Origin of the sequence: Catellatospora sp. NPDC049609 (assembly GCF_040675365.1) — a bacterium.
Lineage (GTDB): Bacteria > Actinomycetota > Actinomycetes > Mycobacteriales > Micromonosporaceae > Catellatospora.
In genome coordinates this window covers 1-16,761 of the sequence record NZ_JBFAOU010000078.1, presented here as the reverse complement: position 1 = coordinate 16,761, position 16,761 = coordinate 1, and the positions used below count along the sequence as shown (strand labels likewise).

Sequence of the window (16,761 nt, the reverse complement as noted above, 5' to 3'; positions counted from 1 at the left end):
TGTCCTCCGTGGTCAGGCTCGGCCCAGGTGGGCGTCGAGCGCGGCGCGCAGCAGGGGGTCGACGTCGTCGGTGTGCACCGTCATCTGCAGGCTGCCCCACTGCCACAGCTGGGCGATGCCGTGCAGGTTGGCCCACAGCGCACCGGCGACGACGACCGGCGGCGGGGCGGCGATCCCGGCCCGCGCGCGGGCGACGAGGTCCACCAGCACCTCGAACAGCTCGCGGCTGGCCTCGCGCAGGCCGATCTGGTTTCCGCGCAGCAGCTCGTGGCGGAACATCAGCTCGAACATGCCGCGGTTGCCGTGCGCGAAGTCGAGGTAGAGCCGGCCGAGGGCGAGCAGGGCGGCGCGCGGGTCGGCGCCGTCGAGGCCGGCCAGGCGGCGGCCGAGGTCGAGGTATCCCTCGCGGGCGATGGCCGACAGCAGCGACAGGTGAGTGGGGAAGTAGCGGCGGGGGGCGCCGTGCGACACCCCGGCCCGGCGGGCGATCTCGCGCAGCGACAGCGAGGCGGTGCCGTCGCTGGTCACCAGCGCTACGCCGACCGCGACGAGCCGGTCGCGGAGGGTGGCGTCCGGATCTGGCATAGACAGTGTCTACCAAACCTGCGTAGACACTGTCTACCGAACGCGCCGCATCTCACGCCGGGTCGGCACGGTCCGGACGACGGCCGGTCGGGTAGGTCGCATCGGCCGGTTCACCGGCTCAGGACGGCGACGGCTTCGGGGCCGGCTGGTTGGCGAGCAGCCCGAACTGGGCGTTGTCGAGGGTGCCCTTGCCGGTGACCCGGTAGCCGGGGCCCATGGTGCCGAGGCTGAGCCGGATCTCCGCCTCGCTGCGCTCGTACCAGGACGGCTTGCGGTTGCTCGGGTTGCTCTCGCCGCCGCGCGAGGCCTGCAGCACCGCGCCGCTGCCGTTGACGTACGGCCGGCCGGGCACCAGCCGCTCGCCGGCGGTCAGCGTGACGATGGCCGAGTTCTCGCCGGTGTAGTTCCACTGCACCTCGGGGAACGTGCCGTCGTCGTCGCCGGACTGCATCTCGGTCGCGTTGAGCGTGTCGCCGTTGTACGCCGCGACCAGCCGCTTCTTCGCCTCGATGTCGTCGACGAGCAGCACGGTGAGGTCGGTCGAGTCGTACTTGCCGCGCAGGTGGATGTCGCGGGCGACCACGGAGTACCGGTCGGCCACGCCCATGCCGGTGCGCCAGCGCTCCACGAACTGCGGCAGCGGCAGGTTGCCCCAGGTGTGGTCGTGGTACGCCGTCCCGACGAAGTCCCGCTTCTCGTTGTAGAACACGATGTGCCCCTGCGCCTTGCCGGACGGCATCGGGGCGAACCACGCCTGGTAGGTTTCCGGGCCGCCGAGGTACACATGGCCGGTGCCCGGCCGGAACGGCGGTGCGAGGCTGACCAGGTCCAGGTTCAGCGTGATGTCGTCGGACTTGCCGCGGATCTGGTAGCCGTTGAGGTCGCCGGTGAGCCGGAACGGCCCGATCCGCACGTCGCAGCGGTCCGTCGCGCTGGAGAACTCGTTCCAGCTGTAGGTGCGGAACACGCTGAACTCGTTGCCCCACGGTGTGGTGATCAGCAGGTTGACCGCGGGCCGGGGATCGGATTCGGCGGACAGCCCGTCACCGGGCCGGGTCTTCATGGTGAAGGCCACCACGATCCCGTCCTCGCCGGTCAGCTCGGTGTGCCACCACTCGTACACCCGGGGGTCGGCGTTGGTGGCCGCGGTGCGGTAGCCGTCCTCCCAGGCCTGCACCGCGTCGGCCTTGAGGTTGAGCAGGGCGAAGTCGTTCGGCGTGGTGCCGTAGTTGTTGAGCGTGGGGCCGACGCTCGGCGGTGCCTGCTCGGGTGTCCGGGTGCACCCGGCCAGGCCGGGGACGGCCGCGGCCAGTGAGCCCGCGGCCAGCGCGCGCAGCGCGGTGCGGCGGGAGAACCTTCCGGGAATCTCGTTCATGTCGCCGTCCCATCACGCCGGAGCGCCGCAACGGGCTGTCTCCCCTTGCCCTGGTTTGCGTAATGTAGCTCACGTTTGCCCTGCTAGGAGGAGAGATCGGGCAACCCGCCCGCGGGCCGGGACGACGCCGTGCCGCACGCATCGTCGCTGGTCGCTGATGTGCGACCGGGCCGCGCCGGGGGGTGACCGTGGGTGGTGGGGGCACGCGCCGCGCGAGCCGGCCCCGGCACTGGGTCACCGCTGAAAGTTTCACGGGCCGCGCTGTCCGATCTGCATTCGATGGATGCAGATGTTGCGAAGGAGTTTCACGCGCCTTAAGCTCGCGTTCTGTGGGAGCGCTCCCGGCCGTTTGGCCAGGGGATTCCTGACCTACCCGTTGCCCGGCGGGCGGGCCGGGGCCTCCCCTCCCGATCCCCTTGACGAAAGGCTCGTCATGAGACTCCTGTCGCGCGCGTCCCGGCGCGGCGTCATCGCGGCGGCCGCGGCCGGCACGCTGGCGCTCGGCCTGGCCGCGGCCCTGCCCGCGGTGAACGCCCTGGCCGCCGCCGGCTGCTCGGTCACCTACACCACCAACCAGTGGCAGGGCGGCTTCACCGCCAACATCACCATCAAGAACCTCGGCGACGCGATCAACGGCTGGACGCTGGGCTTCACCTTCCCGGACTCCGGCCAGAAGGTCACCCAGGGCTGGTCGGCGACGTACGCGCAGAGCGGCGCCGCCGTCACGGCCACCAGCATGAGCTACAACGGCGCCCTGGCCACCGGCGCGTCCGCGAGCATCGGCTTCAACGGCAGCTGGACCACCGCCAACCCGAACCCGACCGCGTTCACCCTCAACGGCGTCGCCTGCACCGGCGGCGTCGGGCCCACCGTGACCCCGTCGGGCGGGCCGTCGAGGTCGCCCAGCCCGTCGGCTTCGCCGCGGCCGTCGAACTCGCCGTCGCCCAGCCCGTCGCAGCCGACCGGCCAGACCCCGGTGGCGATCAACGGGCAGCTGCGGGTGTGCGGGGTCAACCTGTGCAACCAGTACAACCGGCCGATCCAGCTGCGCGGCATGAGCACGCACGGCATCCAGTGGTTCGCGAACTGCTACAACGACGCGTCGCTCAACGCGCTGGCCTCCGACTGGCTGGCCGACCTGCTCCGCATCTCGATGTACGTGCAGGAGCAGGGCTACGAGACGAACCCGGCCGGGTTCACCAACCAGGTGAACAACCTCGTCGAGGAGGCGACCGAGCGCGGCCTGTACGCGCTGATCGACTTCCACACGCTCACGCCCGGCGACCCGATGTACAACCTGGAGCGCGCCAAGACGTTCTTCGCCGCGGTGTCGGCCCGCCACGCGGCCAAGAACAACGTGATCTACGAGATCACCAACGAGCCCAACGGCGTCAGCTGGTCCACCATCAAGAACTACGCCGAGCAGGTCATCCCGGTGATCCGCGCCAACGACCCGGACGCGGTGGTCATCGTCGGCACCCGCGCCTGGTCCTCGCTGGGCGTCTCGGAGGGCGGCAACGCCACCGAGGTGATCAACAACAAGGTGAACGCGAGCAACGTGATGTACGCGTTCCACTTCTACGCCGCGTCGCACCAGGGCAACTACCGTTCCGAGCTGGAGCGGGCGGCGGCGTCGCTGCCGATGTTCGTCACCGAGTTCGGCACCGTCACCTACACCGGCGGCGGCGCGGTGGACACGGCCAGCAGCACGGCCTGGGTGGACCTGATGGACCGCCTGAAGATCAGCTACGCGAACTGGACGTACTCCGACGCGAACGAGGGCAGCGCCGCGTTCCGGCCGGGCACCTGCAACGGCGGCAGCTACGCGGGCACCGCGAACCTCACCGAGTCCGGCAACTTCATGCGCAACCGGATCCGCACCGCCGACAACTTCCCGACCAGCTGATCCGACCTGCCCGAACGGGGCCCCGCCGCACCGGCGGGGCCCCGTCGCGTGCCGGTGCGTCACCGCCGCTCGTTGGGGACAGTCGAGATGTCCGAATGCTGTTACGTTGTCGGGGTCTCGCCGTCTCCTGAGAGGAACGAGCATGAGAGTCTGCGTGGTCGGCACGGGATACGTGGGTCTCACCACCGGGGTGAGCCTCGCCTACCTGGGCCATCAGGTGACCTGCATCGACCTGGACGAGTCGAAGATCGAGCAGCTGCGGGGCGGTCGCCCGCCCATCTACGAGCCGCACCTCGACGAGCTCATGGCCGAGGCGGCGCACAACCTGACCTTCACCACCAGTTACGAGCAGGCGGTCCCCGCCGCCGACGTCGTCTTCGTGGCCGTGCAGACGCCGTCGCTGCCCAACGGCAGCCCGGACCTGCGCCACCTGCGCGCGGCGGCCGAGACCATCGGCCGGACCATCGGCGGCGGGTTCACCGTCGTGGTGAACAAGTCCACGGTCCCCATCGGCAGCGGGAACTGGGTCGACGCGATCCTGCGCGACTCGTACGAGCAGCACCACGCGCGCCGTGCCGACGGCGAGTTCGCCGTCGCCTCCAACCCCGAGTTCCTGCGCGAGGGGTCGGCACTGCACGACACCCTCTACCCCGACCGCATCGTCATCGGCTCGGACAACCCGCGCAGCCTGGAGGTGCTGGCCCGGCTCTACCGCACGGTGCTCAACCAGTCGTTCACCCCGCCGACGTTCCTGCCGCGGCCCGACCAGACCGACGCGGTGCCGCTGGTCTCCACCGACCTCGCCTCCGCCGAGCTGATCAAGTACGCCGCGAACGCGTTCCTCGCGCTGAAGATCAGTTACATCAACGAGATCGGGCGGCTCGCGGGCAAGGTCGGCGCCGACATCATCCAGGTCGCCCGGGGCACCGGCCTGGACAGCCGGATCGGCTCCCGGTTCCTGCAGGCCGGGCTCGGCTGGGGCGGGTCCTGCTTCGCCAAGGACACCGCCGCGCTGATCGCCACGGCCGCGGAGTACCACCACGACATGCCGATCGTGCGCGCCGCCCGCGAGGTCAACCAGCGCCAGCGCACCCTGGTGGTGGACCGGCTGATGGAGGAGCTGCGCATCCTCAAGGGCCGCCGCGTCGGGCTGCTCGGGCTCGCGTTCAAGCCCAACACCGACGACCTGCGCGACTCGCCCGCCGTGGACGTGGCCCGGCTGCTGCTGGCCCGCGGCGCCCGGATCCGGCTGCACGACCCGGTCGCGGCCGGGCGGTTCCGCCGCGAGCACCCGGACCTGGCCGAGCACCTGTGCGACACGCTCGACGAGGTGTTCGACAACAGCGACGCGGTCGTGCTGTGCACCGAGTGGTCGCACTACCTGGAGCTGGACTGGAGCAAGTTCGTCGGGCTCATGAACAACCCGGTGCTGCTCGACGGCCGCCACGCCCTCGACCCGGGCCGCCTGGCCCGGCTCGGCTACCGCTACCTGTCGATGACCGGCGGCCCCGGACCGCACGGGGACCTGCGGCCCTGACCTGCCGCGCACGAACCCCGGTGCGCGGAGTTGACCTGGAGCGCGCTCCAGCTTCTAGCGTTGGCGGTATCAGGCAATCGGCGGGCCGGCGATTCGCGCCGGCCCGCCGGGGACAGGGGAGCCGACATGAAGACAGTGGCACTCGGGCACACCGGCGAGCAGGTCAGCCAGCTCTCGCTCGGCTGCATGATCATGGGTACGACGACCGACGAGGCGACGTCGTACGCGATGCTCGACCGCTACCGCGAGGCGGGCGGGAACTTCCTCGACACCGCCAACTGCTACGCGTGGTGGTCGCGCGAGGGCAGCCTCGGCGGTGAGAGCGAGGAGCTGCTCGGGCGCTGGTTCACCCGGACCGGACGCCGCGACGACGTGTTCCTCGCGACCAAGGGCAGCGCCATGGTGTGGGAGCAGGACGGGCTGTGGTCCGGCGGTGAGCCGGACTGGGACCTGGCCCGCACCCGTTTCGAGGGAGCCGGCGCGACGACGCTGGTCAAGGCGCTCGACGACAGCCTGCGGCGGCTGCGCACCGACCGCGTCGACCTGTACTACGTGCACGTCGACGACCGGCGCACCCCGCTGGAGGAGACGCTCGAAGCGCTGGCCGGACTGGTCGCGGCGGGCAAGACCCGGTACGTCGGCTGGTCGAACGTGCGCACCTGGCGGCTGGAGCGCATCCGGCAGCTGTGCGAGCGCCACGGCTGGCCCGCGCCGGTGGCGCTGCAGCAGCAGCACACCTACCTGCGCCCGCGCACGGGGCTGGACAACCCCTCCATCGTGGACGGCGAGCAGCTCGACTACCTGCGCGAGCACGACGACCTGACGCTGGTGGCGTACTCGCCGATCCTCAAGGGTGTCTACGACTCGGCGGCCAAGCGCGACGGGCACTGGGCGATGGATGCCTACCGCGGCCCCGACGCCGACGCCCGGCTCGCGGTGCTCGCCGAGGTCGCGGCCGAGGTCGGCGCCACCCCGAACCAGGTCGTGCTGGCCTGGCTGCTGCGCGCCCGGCCCGCGCTGGTCCCGCTGATCGGCCCGCGCACCATGGAGCAGTACGAGTCGGCGTACGCGGCGCTGGACGTGGTGCTCACCGACGAGCAGGCCGCCCGGCTGGACGCGGCGGGGGCGTGACCGCGCGCCACGCGGCATGAAGACGGTCACCCTGCGTTGCCGTGGTCGCGCGGGATGCGAAAGGGTCATACTGTGTCCCGGGCCGCGTGAGCGGCCGCGGTCTGTGGTGTCTCCGACAGGAACATCACCGGCCCCCGTGTCGTTGCGTCACGGGAACAAGAGTCGAACCGTGAGGAGCGGGTATGGGCGAGCGCGTGCTGCGGGGCAGCCGACTGGGTGCTGTCAGCTACGAGTCGGACCGCAACACCGAATTCGCGCCGCGGCAGACGCGGGAGTTCTCCTGCGGCAACGGTCACCGGTTCGAGGTGCCGTTCGCGATGGACGCCGAGGTGCCGTCTACGTGGGAGTGCAAGTTCGACGGCAGCGTGGCGCGGCTGGTCGACGGCTCCGAGCCGGAGCAGAAGAAGGTCAAGCCGCCGCGTACGCACTGGGACATGCTGCTGGAGCGCCGCTCGATCGAGGAGCTCGAGGAGATCCTCGAGGAGCGGCTGGCCGAGGTCCGGGCCAAGCGCGGCCGCTGACCGCGCAGACGGGGTCCGGGTGACCGCGGGGCGGGCGCCCGCCGACGGGCAGCGCGTGGCCGGGCGGCTGGCGCTGGTGGTGGTGCTGCTCAGCCTGCTGACGCTGGGCGTGTACGTCGCGCTCATCGTGGGGCAGGGCGACGCGCCGGTGGCCTGGTTCGCCGGCGGGCTGCTGCTGGCGGCCCTGCTGGCGCTGCGGGCCTGGCGCTCGACCCGGCGGCGGGTCGCCGCGCTGGTCGTGGCGGGCGTGCTGCTGTGCCTGCTGGGCGTGCTCGCCCTGGCCTCGATCGGCCTGCCGCTGATCGCGGCCGGGGTGATCGCCTTCGTCGCCGCCGCCCGCGCCCGCGACTGACGCCTCTCACCTGAGCGAAGCTCCGGGCACGCCGATCCACCGGCGTGCCCGGAGCTTCGCCGTTGTCGGTGCCCGGAGCTTCGCCCATGTCGGTGGCGGTGTGCCATTGTCGGAGCGGAAGGTCACGCTGTGTGATCAGTCGACAACCTGTCGGCGGCGTGAGCTGGTGGAACCCGGCTGATCGGGTACAAGTCCCGGCCGGTCGTCACCGTCGGCGACTTCGGAGGCTTTCCGGAGTCGGCGGCGGCGCGGTAGTCTGCCTTCCGGTCGCCCCAGCCCCTCCACCCCCGGCGGCCGCCGCCGCGCACCCCGGCTGACCGCGCGGCGGGCGACGGAAGGACCCTGTACGTGCCTGCCCCGGTGCGCCGCCCGCGTTCCCGTCCCGCGTCCGCGCTGGCCGCTCTGCTCGCCGTCATCGTGCTGGTCACCGGTTTCCCGGTGGGCGCGTACGCCGAGCCGAACGAGATCCCCAACGCGAAGATCGCCCAGCTGCGCCAGAACCTGGAGAGCGTCGCCGGGCAGTTCCTCGAGGCCGAGGCGGCCTACGCCAAGGCGAAGAAGGAGCAGGTCGCGCTCAACCAGCGGCTGGCCGCCGCGGAGAACCGCTACGCGCGCAGCAGGTCGAACGTGGCCAAGTACGCCGCCGAGGCGTACAAGAGCGGCCGGCTCGGCGTGCTCGGCGTGATGCTCAACGCCACCTCGCCCGACGACTTCCTCGGCCGCTCGGCCGCGCTGGAGCGGATGACCGCCCTCGACGAGGCGCGCATCAGCGACCTGGTCTCGGCGCGCGACGAGATCACCGCGGCGAAGGCGGCCGTCGACGCGGCCGTGGCCGAGCAGGCCAAGCAGACCAGGGAGATGGCCAAGCTGCGCAAGGCCGCCGAGAAGGCGCTCTCCGCGGTCGGCGGCGAGGCGACCAGGGGCTGGGTCGAGCCCGGCTCGCCCCTGGCGATCCCGGCGCCGCGCAACTCCGACGGCACCTGGCCGAAGGAGATCTGCAGTATCAACGACCCGACCAAGCCGGCCCCCGCGTGCATCACGCCCCGCCTGCTGCACGCCTACGAGCAGGCGCGCAAGGCGAACTTCAAGCGCTTCACCGCGTGCTGGCGGCCGGGCGACATGTACGAGCACCCCAAGGGCCGCGCCTGCGACTTCGCCGTCGCGTCCGGCGGCGGCTTCGGCGGCACCGCCTCCGGCGACGCCCGCACCTACGGCAACCGGCTCGCGTCGTTCTTCGTGAAGAACGCGAGCAGGCTGGGCGTCATGTACGTGATCTGGTTCTGCCAGGTGTGGCTGCCCAGCTCGGGCTGGCGCAGATACTCCCCGACCGGCTCGTCGTGCGGCGACTCGCCCTCCAGCGACCACACCGACCACGTGCACCTGTCGGTGTACTGAGCCTCGGTCGCACGTACGGCGGGCGCTCTCGGGCGTCCCGCCTCGCGTGGACAGAATTTCTCGCGTTGGGTGTAATGACGCGGACCGGTAGCGGACCTACTAGCGACAACCGCTACCTCGGGAGGCAGTAATGCGGTCGGACACATCCCTGGCCAGGGCAGCCGCGGCAGGAGACCGCGAGGCCTTCGACCGGCTCTACCGCATGTACCGCCCCGGCCTGCTCGGCTTCGTCTACCGCCAGGTCGGCGACCACCACCTCGCCGAGGACCTGGTGCAGGAGACGTTCCTGATCGCCTGGCGGGACCTGGCCAAGCTGCGCGACCCGCACGCGCTGCGCACCTGGCTGTTCTCCATCGCGTACCGGCGGGCGATGAGCGCCGTGGCGCAGACCGTGCCCGCCCCGCTGCCCGACGCGACGCTGCTGCCCGACGACGCCCCCGCCCGGCATCCCGAGCGCGCCGCCGAGCAGCGCGAGGCCGCCGAGCTGGTGTGGGCCGCCGCGCACGGCCTGCAGCCGCGCCAGCGCGCGGTGCTGGAGCTCAACGTGCGCTGGGAGCTGTCCAGCCGGGAGATCGGCGAGGTGCTCGGAGTCGGCACCGCGCACGCCGCGGTGCTGGTGCACCGCTCCCGGGCGGCGCTGGGCAGCGCGGTGCGCACCGTGCTCATCGCGCGCCGCCACGGCCGCTGCGCCGGGCTCGACGCGATCGTGCACGGCCGCCGCCGGCTGACCTCCCGCGAGCGCTCCCGCGTCGAGCGGCACGTGCGCGACTGCGCCCAGTGCCGCCGCCTCAGCGCGCACAACAGCGCGTACGCCCTGCTCGGTGCGCTGTTCGCGGTGGCCGACGGGCCGGTCCCGGGCGCGGCGCCGGTCCGCGCCTCGGCCGGCGGCTGGTCGCTGTCGCTGCCCGCCAAGCTCGCGTTCGCCTTGGCCGCGACGGCGGTCGCCGTGGCCGGGGTGTACGCGGTGGGCGCGCTGCCCGAGGGCGGCCCCGACCTGGACCCGTCCGGCATCGCGGCGGCCGTGGCCGCACCCGCCGAGGCCGGGGCCAGCGCGTCCGCCGTCCCGTCCGCGACGGCGGCGCCGGCGCCGCTGCCGTCGCCGAGCGCACCCGCCTCCCCGGCCCCCTCCGCCCCCGCCTCGGCGCGGCCCAGCCCCACCAAGGCGGCGCCCACCACGCTGGAGGGGCAGATGCTGGCGCTGGTCAACCAGGCCCGCAAGAGCGCCGGCTGCAAGCCCCTGCGCGCCGAGCCGAAGCTGGACCAGGCGTCCCGGCTGCACAGCGCCGACATGGCCAAGCGGAACTACTTCTCGCACGAGACCCCCGAAGGGGTCACCCCGTGGGACCGGGCCCGCAAGGCGGGCTACGACCAGCCGTCGGCGGAGAACATCGCCGCGGGCAACGCGAGCGCGAAGGCCACCTTCCAGCAGTGGATGAACTCCAAGGGCCACAAGGCGAACATCCTCAACTGCTCGTCCAAGGCGATGGGCGTCGGCCGGGCCACCGGCGGCAGCTACCGCTACTACTGGACCCAGATGTTCGGCTTCAAATAGTGCGTGATCTTCGCCGCAGGGCGTCGGTTCCCGCCGGTCGCGAACCTAGGCTGCAGATCATCTGGTACTGACGAACCGGGTGGCGGCGACCGGACGGCGCCGACCGGCCCCGGGGAAGGCGTGGCGCATGGACGGGACCCTCAGCCTCGCCGAGTCACTGGCCGTGCTGGCCGCCGGCGCGTTCGCGGGCGGGATCAACGCGGTGGTCGGCTCGGGCACCCTGGTCACCTTCCCGGTGCTGCTCGCCCTGGGCTACCCGCCGGTGGTCGCCAACGTCTCCAACACCGTCGGCCTGGTGCCCGGCTCGCTGTCCGGGGCGTACGCCTACCGCAGGGACCTCGCCGGGCACGGCCCGCTGCTGCTGCGGCTGGGCACGGCGTCGGTGCTCGGCGCGGCCGTCGGCGCGGTGCTGCTGCTGTGGCTGCCACCCGGCGCGTTCAAGGCCATCGTGCCGGTGCTGATCGCCCTCGCGCTGGTGCTGGTCGTCGCGCAGCCGTGGCTGGCCCGCTCGCTGGCCGCCCGCGAACGAGGCCGCGAGGCGCACCCCGGCCCGCTGCTGCTGCTCGGCATCTTCGGCGCTGGCGTGTACGGCGGCTACTTCGGCGCGGCCCAGGGCGTGCTGCTGCTCGGGCTGCTCGGCGTGCTGCTGTCGACCGACCTGGTCTGGGTCAACGGCATCAAGAACCTGCTGGCGGGCCTGGCCAACGGGGTCGCGGCGGCGCTGTTCATCGCGCTCGGCATGGTGGCCTGGCAGCCGGCCCTGCTGATCGCCGCCGGCTCGGTGGTCGGCGGCCTCGTCGGTGGCCGCTGGGGCCGCCGCCTGCCACCCGCGGTCCTGCGCGGCCTCATCGTCGCCATCGGCCTCACCGCCATCCTCCAACTCCTCACCTGACCCGGCCCGCCGGCCCGGCCCGGCTGCCAGCCTCGCCCTGTGACGCGCCGGGCCTTGATCGTCCGACTTGCCTGGCACATGGGCGTATCTTGACCGCTCATTCGCCCATCTGCCTGGCAAGTCGGACGATCATGGGTGGGGGCGGGAGGCGGCTTTGCGGGCGCGGTAGGCGGTGACGGCGGCGCGGTTGCCGCAGCCGGCGTCGCAGAAGCGCTTCGAGCGGTTCTTGGACAGGTCGACCACGACGTTGCCGCAGCCGGGCAGCTCGCAGATGCGCAGCCGGCTCAGCTCGCCGGAGCGGACCACGTCGACCAGCGCCATCGCCGCCTCCACCGCCATCCGGCTGGCCAGCGGCGCGTCGGACGGGGTGGCGTGCAGGTGGTAGCTCCACTCGTCGTGTTTGACCAGCTGGGGGAGCGCGTTCGACTCGCGCAGCAGCGCATTGACGATCTCCACGACCCCGTCCTCGCCCGCCTCGCCCAGCTCCCAGACCCGGCGCAGCCGGGGCCGCAGGTCGTGCACCGCGCGCAGCTCGGCGGCGGTGTGCTCGCGGCGGCCGGTCCACCCGTACGCCCGGAAGAACTCGTCGAGCGCGGCCACGTCCGGCAGCTTCTCCCCGTCCGAGCCGGTGGTGTTGACCAGCGCCGCCGCGGCCACCAGCGACACCTCCGTGTCATGGGCAAAAAGCATCTTGACTCCTGTCACCCGACCGGACTACTGTCATCAGCATAGCGGTGTTTTGCTTATTACGCGTTCTCCGCGACGCGTGCTCCGAACCGAGGTGAGTTCCATGCAGACCCAACGCTCGGCCGGTGTCGGCCTCGGCCTGGCCCTGCTGTCGGCGGCGACGTTCGGCACGTCCGGCACCTTCGCCCGCTCGCTGATCGAGGCGGGCTGGTCGGCCGAGGCCGCCGTCGCGGCACGGGTGGGCATCGCCGCCCTCGTGCTCGCCGTGCCCACCGTGTTCGCGCTGCGCGGCAAAGGGCACGTGCTGCGCCGCAACCTCAGCAGCATCGGCCTGTTCGGGCTCCTCGCCGTCGCGGGCGCGCAGGTCGGTTTCTTCAACGCCGTCCGCTATCTGCCCATCGGCGTCGCCCTGCTCCTGGAGTACCTCGGCATCATCCTCGTGGTGTTCTGGATGTGGGCCCGGCACGGGCAGCGCCCGCGGCGGCTCACCCTGGCCGGTTCCGCCGCGGCCATGCTCGGGCTGTTCTTCGTGCTCGACCTGACCGGCTCCGGCGGCATCGACCCCGTCGGCGTGCTGTGGGGCCTGGGCGCAGCGGTGGGCCTGGCCGCGTACTTCGTGCTGTCGGCGCGCGTCGACGAGCAGCTGCCGTCGGTCGCCATGGCCAGCAGCGGCATGGCCCTCGGCGCGGTGATGCTGCTGGCGCTGGGCGCGTTCGGCGCGCTGCCGCTGCGGGCGGAGTTCGGTGAGGTCGTCTTCGCCGGGCAGACGGTGAGCTGGCTGGTGCCGATCGTCGGGCTGTCGCTGGTCGCCGCGGTGGTCTCGTACGTGTCCGGCATCGGGGCGGCCCGGATCCTGGGCGCCCGGATGTCGTCGTTCGTCGGGCTGACCGAGGTGCTGTTCGCGGTGCTGTTCGCCTGGCTGTTCCTGGGCGAGCTGCCGGTGGCGGTGCAGCTGCTCGGCGGCGCGCTGATCATCGGCGGGGTGGTGCTGGTGCGTATCGACGAACTGCGGGCGGCGCCGGCCCCGGCGGTGGAGACGCTGCCAGAGCCCGCACCGGCGCTCGCCGCCCAGGGCCGCTGATCCAAGCACCCGGCCGTGCCCGGTCCGACCTGGCGCGGCCGGGCGCCGGCGTGGGTGGCCCACCGCGCGGCGTGGGTGGCCCACCGTGCGGCGTGGGTGGCCCACCGTGCGGTGGCGGGGTGGAGATCGGTTTCTCGGGTCCGGATGTGCAGTCGCACCGCAGTTTCTGACCCGGAACAGCGATCTTCACCGTGACCCGGGACGTCTCAGTCGGCGGAGCTATCCTGGCAGGCCGCTGACCTGGGGGAATCGCTCGCAAGAGGCGGACCGGATGCGTACCGACAGCTCGGGCCGGCCGCGTAAACGACCGGTGATGCGGACCGGCCGGGACCGGGTCAGCGGCCCACCGGAGCCACCTGCCGGGCAACTCGCGAGCTGCTGACGCCTGCTGCCGCTGCCGGGTTCGCCGGTGTCGCGGTCGCCGTGCCGTGTGGCTGGTGCTGCCACCGTTGGGAAATCGTGATCAGAGCCGGGGCCGGATCGCCACTACTATGCGAGCGTGATTCACGTTCCCCCGGTACGGCGGCCGTACCCCCTCGTCGCCGCCGCGATCGTCCTGTTGCTGCTCGGGGCGGGCGTCGCCTGGGGCGTCGGGGACGCGCTCGGGCTCAGCCACACCCCGGCCGCGGTGCCGCGCGAGGACGCCGCCGCCGCGCCGCAGCGCGCGGCCGCACCGGCGCCGCAGCTGGCGTCCGTCATCGTGCCCGACGACCCGCGGACGATCAAGGCGGCGGCCGCAGTCGCGGACGCGCTCGGCACCCGTGGCCTGCCCCGACCGGTCGTCACGCCGACGCCCGCGTCCGCGACGCCCGCCACCACGCCGGGCACCCCGTCCGGTGTCGGCGCGCAGGGCGCATCGCCGAACGCGGCGTCAGGTGCCGTCGCGGGCGCGGCCCCGGCGGGCCAGGTCGCACCGGATCTGGCCGCGGTGCGGAGCCTGCGCGCGGGTGTGCTCGCCACGCTGTCCGGAGCGCCGGAGTCGTACCAGGTCAACGTGAAGGGGACGGAGCTGACCGTCGAGGGCGGTGACGTCGCGGGCACCGCGGCGGGGCTGTACCGGCTCGCCGACCGGATCCGCTCCGGCGCCGAGGTGCTGCCGGCCGCCGACGCCGGCCGGCTGGTCCGCCCCCGCCTCGGCCTGCGGCTGACCGACGCGGGCTCGGTCGGGCGCGAGCCGGACCCGGCCGCGTTCGCCGCGGGCGACGACTACAACCTCAACACCGACGTGGTGAAGGAGGCGCTGCTGCCGCAGGCGCCGTGGGTCGACGCGGCGGCGGTGGCGCGCATCGGCGCGCAGTTCCGCCAGTTCGTCGACCACTCGGTGGCGCAGGGCTACAACGGCGTCGTGGTGCCCGGCTTCCTGGAGTACGTGACCTTCGCCAAGGTCGGCGACGGGCGCGCCGTCTACCCGCCCGGCGACACCCACGTCGACCGCGCGAAGGCGATGGTCGCCGCGTTCGGGCCGGTCTTCGCGTACGCCGAGGAGATGGGTGTCAAGGTCTTCCTGCTCACCGACATGCTCGCGGTGTCGCCGCCGCTGGAGGCGTACCTGCACCGGACCGTCGGCGGGCTCGACGTGGCCGACCCGCGGCTGTGGGCGGTCTACCAGGCCGGGCTGGCCGAGCTGTTCGAGAGCATGCCGTTCGTGGACGGGCTGATGGTCCGCATCGGCGAGGGCGGCGAGGTGTACGCCGAGGACGGCTGGGACTACTCGTCGAAGCTCGCGGTCACCACGGACGCGTCGGTGCGCGCGATGCTGCGGGCGCTGCTGGACACCGCCGGCAAGGCGAACCGGGAGGTCGTCTTCCGCACCTGGACGGTCGGCGTCGGCGCGGTCGGCGACCTGCACACCAACCCGGAGTCGTACGCGCAGGTGCTGGGCGGGTTCGACGACCCGCACCTGATCGTGTCGACCAAGTACACCCTCGGCGACTTCTACAGCCACCTGCCGCTGAACACGACCCTGCTCCAGGGTGAGCACCGGCGGATCGTCGAGTTCCAGGCCCGGCGCGAGTTCGAGGCGTTCGGCTCGCTGCCCAACGACCTCGGCCCGCTGCACCGGCAGGCGCTGCGCGAGTTCCTCGCCGCCAACCCGAAGGTCGAGGGCGTCTGGAACTGGACGCAGGACGGCGGCCCGCTGCGCGCCGGCCCGATGTCGCTCTACCTGCGCACCGGCTTCTGGCAGCTGTACGACCTCAACACGTACGCCGTCGCGCGCCTGGCCTGGGATCCCGACGCCGATCCGGCGCAGGTCACGGCGGACTGGGGGTACCGCACGTTCTCCGCCGACCCGGCCACGGTCGCCGCGATCGGGCAGGCCATGGCGCTGTCAAGGCAGGCGGTGACGCGGGGGCTCTACATCGGGCCGTACGCGGACAAGACCGTGAAGGCGCTCGGCCTGGAGCCGCCGCCGATGATGTGGATCTTCGAGTGGGACATCCCCACCGGCGACTCCGCCGCGCTCGACAGCATCTACGCGGTGACCGGCGGCCGGATCGACGACGCCGTCAAGGAGGGCGCCGAGGCCGTCGCGCTGGCCCGCCGCATGCGTGACCTGGTCGCCGCCACCGACCCGGCGACCTGGCGCGACGCCGCGCTGCGCGAGCGGTTCACCAGCACCCTCGACTACCAGGTGAACCTGTTCGAGACGCTGGGTGCGTACCGGACCATGGTGTTGCGGCACGCGCAGTGGCTGGACACCGGCTCCCGCACGGCCCACGACGGCTGGCGCCTGGCCGAGACCGCCTACCAGGGCGCGCGCGACGTGCACCGGCAGCGCTACGGCACCGACCTGGACCTGCCGGCGTTCAACTTCACCGCCGCCGACCTTGGGGCGCAGCGCGCCGACCGCGACCCGGCGATGGCCTGGGCGGCGCGGGCACTGCTGGCCCTGATCCTGGTCGTGGTGCTGCTCGGGCTGCGCGGCCGCGGCTTCGGCAGCGCCGCCGCGCGGGCGCTGCTGCTCGGCGCGGTCCGGCCGTGGCGGGTGGCGGCGCTGCCCGCGCCGGAGTCGAAGCTGGACCGGGTGCTGGTGTGGCTGGTCCCGGCCGTCGTGCTGGTGGCGAGCCGGGCCGTGTTCACGTGGTTCGCCGCGCCCGCGCACCTGCTGGTGACGCTCGGCGGGTGGGCGCTGTTCGCCCTGGTGGTACGCCTCATCGTGGGCCGGCGCGACCCGTTCCACCTGTGGGCCGTGGTCGGCGGCGTGGCGCTGCTGCGCAGCGTGCTGCTGCTGGCGGCGCTGGCCGGGCGCGGGCCGGGCAAGTACTGGTTCGCGTTCTGGACGGCACCGACCCTGCGGGCGGTCTACGTCACGGTCGCGTTCGCAGGGTTCTGCTGGCTGTTCGTGGCCACCGCCATGGTCCTGCGCGACCGGTACGGCCTGCTGCGCCGCCGCGCGGTCGGGCTGACGCTGACCGCCGCGGGCGTGCCCCTCGGGCTGCTGGCGGGCCTGGTCGCGCTCATCGGCCTGGAGCGGGCGCTGACGGTGTGGAACGACCAGCTGGCGCTGCTGCCGTGGGGCCTGTCCCGCATCCTCGGCATCACCGTCCACCTCGGCATCCCCGCCGACCTGCCGGTGTACGCCGCCGCCGCCGGGGCCGCCCTGACCGTCCTCGGCCTGCTCCTGTCGATCGGCCGCCACCGCCCCGCCGCCGCCTGACGGCCGCCTCCGGCGGTTGGGAAGGGCACCTTCTTATACGCGAAGCGATAAGAAGGTGCCCTTCCTTTTCGTCAGAAGTAGTCGTGGAG

At 72.8% G+C, this 16,761-nt stretch carries 13 protein-coding genes; 10 read left to right on the top strand and 3 right to left on the bottom strand.

The window, feature by feature from the left end:
• Positions 1-12: 12 nt before the first annotated feature.
• Together AB0J67_RS21825 and AB0J67_RS21820 are read right to left on the bottom strand one after the other, a co-directional pair.
• The gene (locus AB0J67_RS21825; RefSeq protein ID WP_363485237.1) at positions 13-585 is read right to left on the bottom strand and encodes a WHG domain-containing protein; all 573 of its coding nucleotides are present in this window, start codon (positions 583-585) and stop codon (positions 13-15) included.
• Positions 586-703: 118 nt separating this feature from the next.
• Positions 704-1,960: a hypothetical protein gene (locus AB0J67_RS21820; protein ID WP_363485236.1), complete on the bottom strand. Its 1,257-nt coding sequence runs from the start codon at positions 1,958-1,960 to the stop codon at positions 704-706.
• A 433-nt stretch (positions 1,961-2,393) separates the two neighbouring features.
• Between AB0J67_RS21820 and AB0J67_RS21815 the strand changes: the two genes are divergently transcribed.
• The 8 genes from AB0J67_RS21815 (at position 2,394) to AB0J67_RS21780 (ending at position 11,246) form a co-directional block, all read left to right on the top strand.
• On the top strand, positions 2,394-3,866 hold the full coding sequence (locus AB0J67_RS21815; protein ID WP_363485235.1) for a cellulase family glycosylhydrolase: 1,473 nt from the start codon (positions 2,394-2,396) through the stop codon (positions 3,864-3,866).
• A gap of 142 nt (positions 3,867-4,008) precedes the next feature.
• Complete coding sequence (locus AB0J67_RS21810; RefSeq protein ID WP_363485234.1) at positions 4,009-5,403, top strand: UDP-glucose/GDP-mannose dehydrogenase family protein; 1,395 nt, start codon at positions 4,009-4,011, stop codon at positions 5,401-5,403.
• A gap of 126 nt (positions 5,404-5,529) precedes the next feature.
• Positions 5,530-6,534 carry an aldo/keto reductase gene (locus AB0J67_RS21805; RefSeq protein ID WP_363485233.1) on the top strand — a complete coding sequence of 335 codons (1,005 nt, stop codon included), beginning with the start codon at positions 5,530-5,532 and terminating at the stop codon, positions 6,532-6,534.
• A gap of 182 nt (positions 6,535-6,716) precedes the next feature.
• Positions 6,717-7,055, top strand: a complete 339-nt coding sequence (locus AB0J67_RS21800; RefSeq protein WP_203745364.1) for an RNA polymerase-binding protein RbpA — start codon at positions 6,717-6,719, stop codon at positions 7,053-7,055.
• A gap of 19 nt (positions 7,056-7,074) precedes the next feature.
• On the top strand, positions 7,075-7,407 hold the full coding sequence (locus tag AB0J67_RS21795; protein ID WP_363485232.1) for a hypothetical protein: 333 nt from the start codon (positions 7,075-7,077) through the stop codon (positions 7,405-7,407).
• A 348-nt stretch (positions 7,408-7,755) separates the two neighbouring features.
• A complete protein-coding gene (locus AB0J67_RS21790; protein WP_363485231.1) occupies positions 7,756-8,802 on the top strand; it encodes a hypothetical protein in 1,047 nt (348 codons plus the stop codon).
• A gap of 130 nt (positions 8,803-8,932) precedes the next feature.
• Complete coding sequence (locus AB0J67_RS21785; RefSeq protein WP_363485230.1) at positions 8,933-10,354, top strand: sigma-70 family RNA polymerase sigma factor; 1,422 nt, start codon at positions 8,933-8,935, stop codon at positions 10,352-10,354.
• 127 nt (positions 10,355-10,481) lie between these two features.
• Positions 10,482-11,246, top strand: coding sequence for a sulfite exporter TauE/SafE family protein (locus tag AB0J67_RS21780; protein ID WP_363485229.1), 765 nt, complete (start codon positions 10,482-10,484; stop codon positions 11,244-11,246).
• A 129-nt stretch (positions 11,247-11,375) separates the two neighbouring features.
• Here AB0J67_RS21780 and AB0J67_RS21775 read toward each other — a convergent pair whose 3' ends face one another.
• On the bottom strand, positions 11,376-11,936 hold the full coding sequence (locus AB0J67_RS21775; protein ID WP_363485228.1) for a CGNR zinc finger domain-containing protein: 561 nt from the start codon (positions 11,934-11,936) through the stop codon (positions 11,376-11,378).
• Positions 11,937-12,036: 100 nt separating this feature from the next.
• On the opposite strand from AB0J67_RS21775, the gene AB0J67_RS21770 reads away from it, so the two are divergent.
• Positions 12,037-13,014, top strand: a complete 978-nt coding sequence (locus AB0J67_RS21770) for a DMT family transporter (protein ID WP_363485227.1) — start codon at positions 12,037-12,039, stop codon at positions 13,012-13,014.
• A 499-nt stretch (positions 13,015-13,513) separates the two neighbouring features.
• A complete protein-coding gene (locus AB0J67_RS21765; RefSeq protein WP_363485226.1) occupies positions 13,514-16,672 on the top strand; it encodes a hypothetical protein in 3,159 nt (1,052 codons plus the stop codon).
• Positions 16,673-16,761 lie beyond the last annotated feature (89 nt).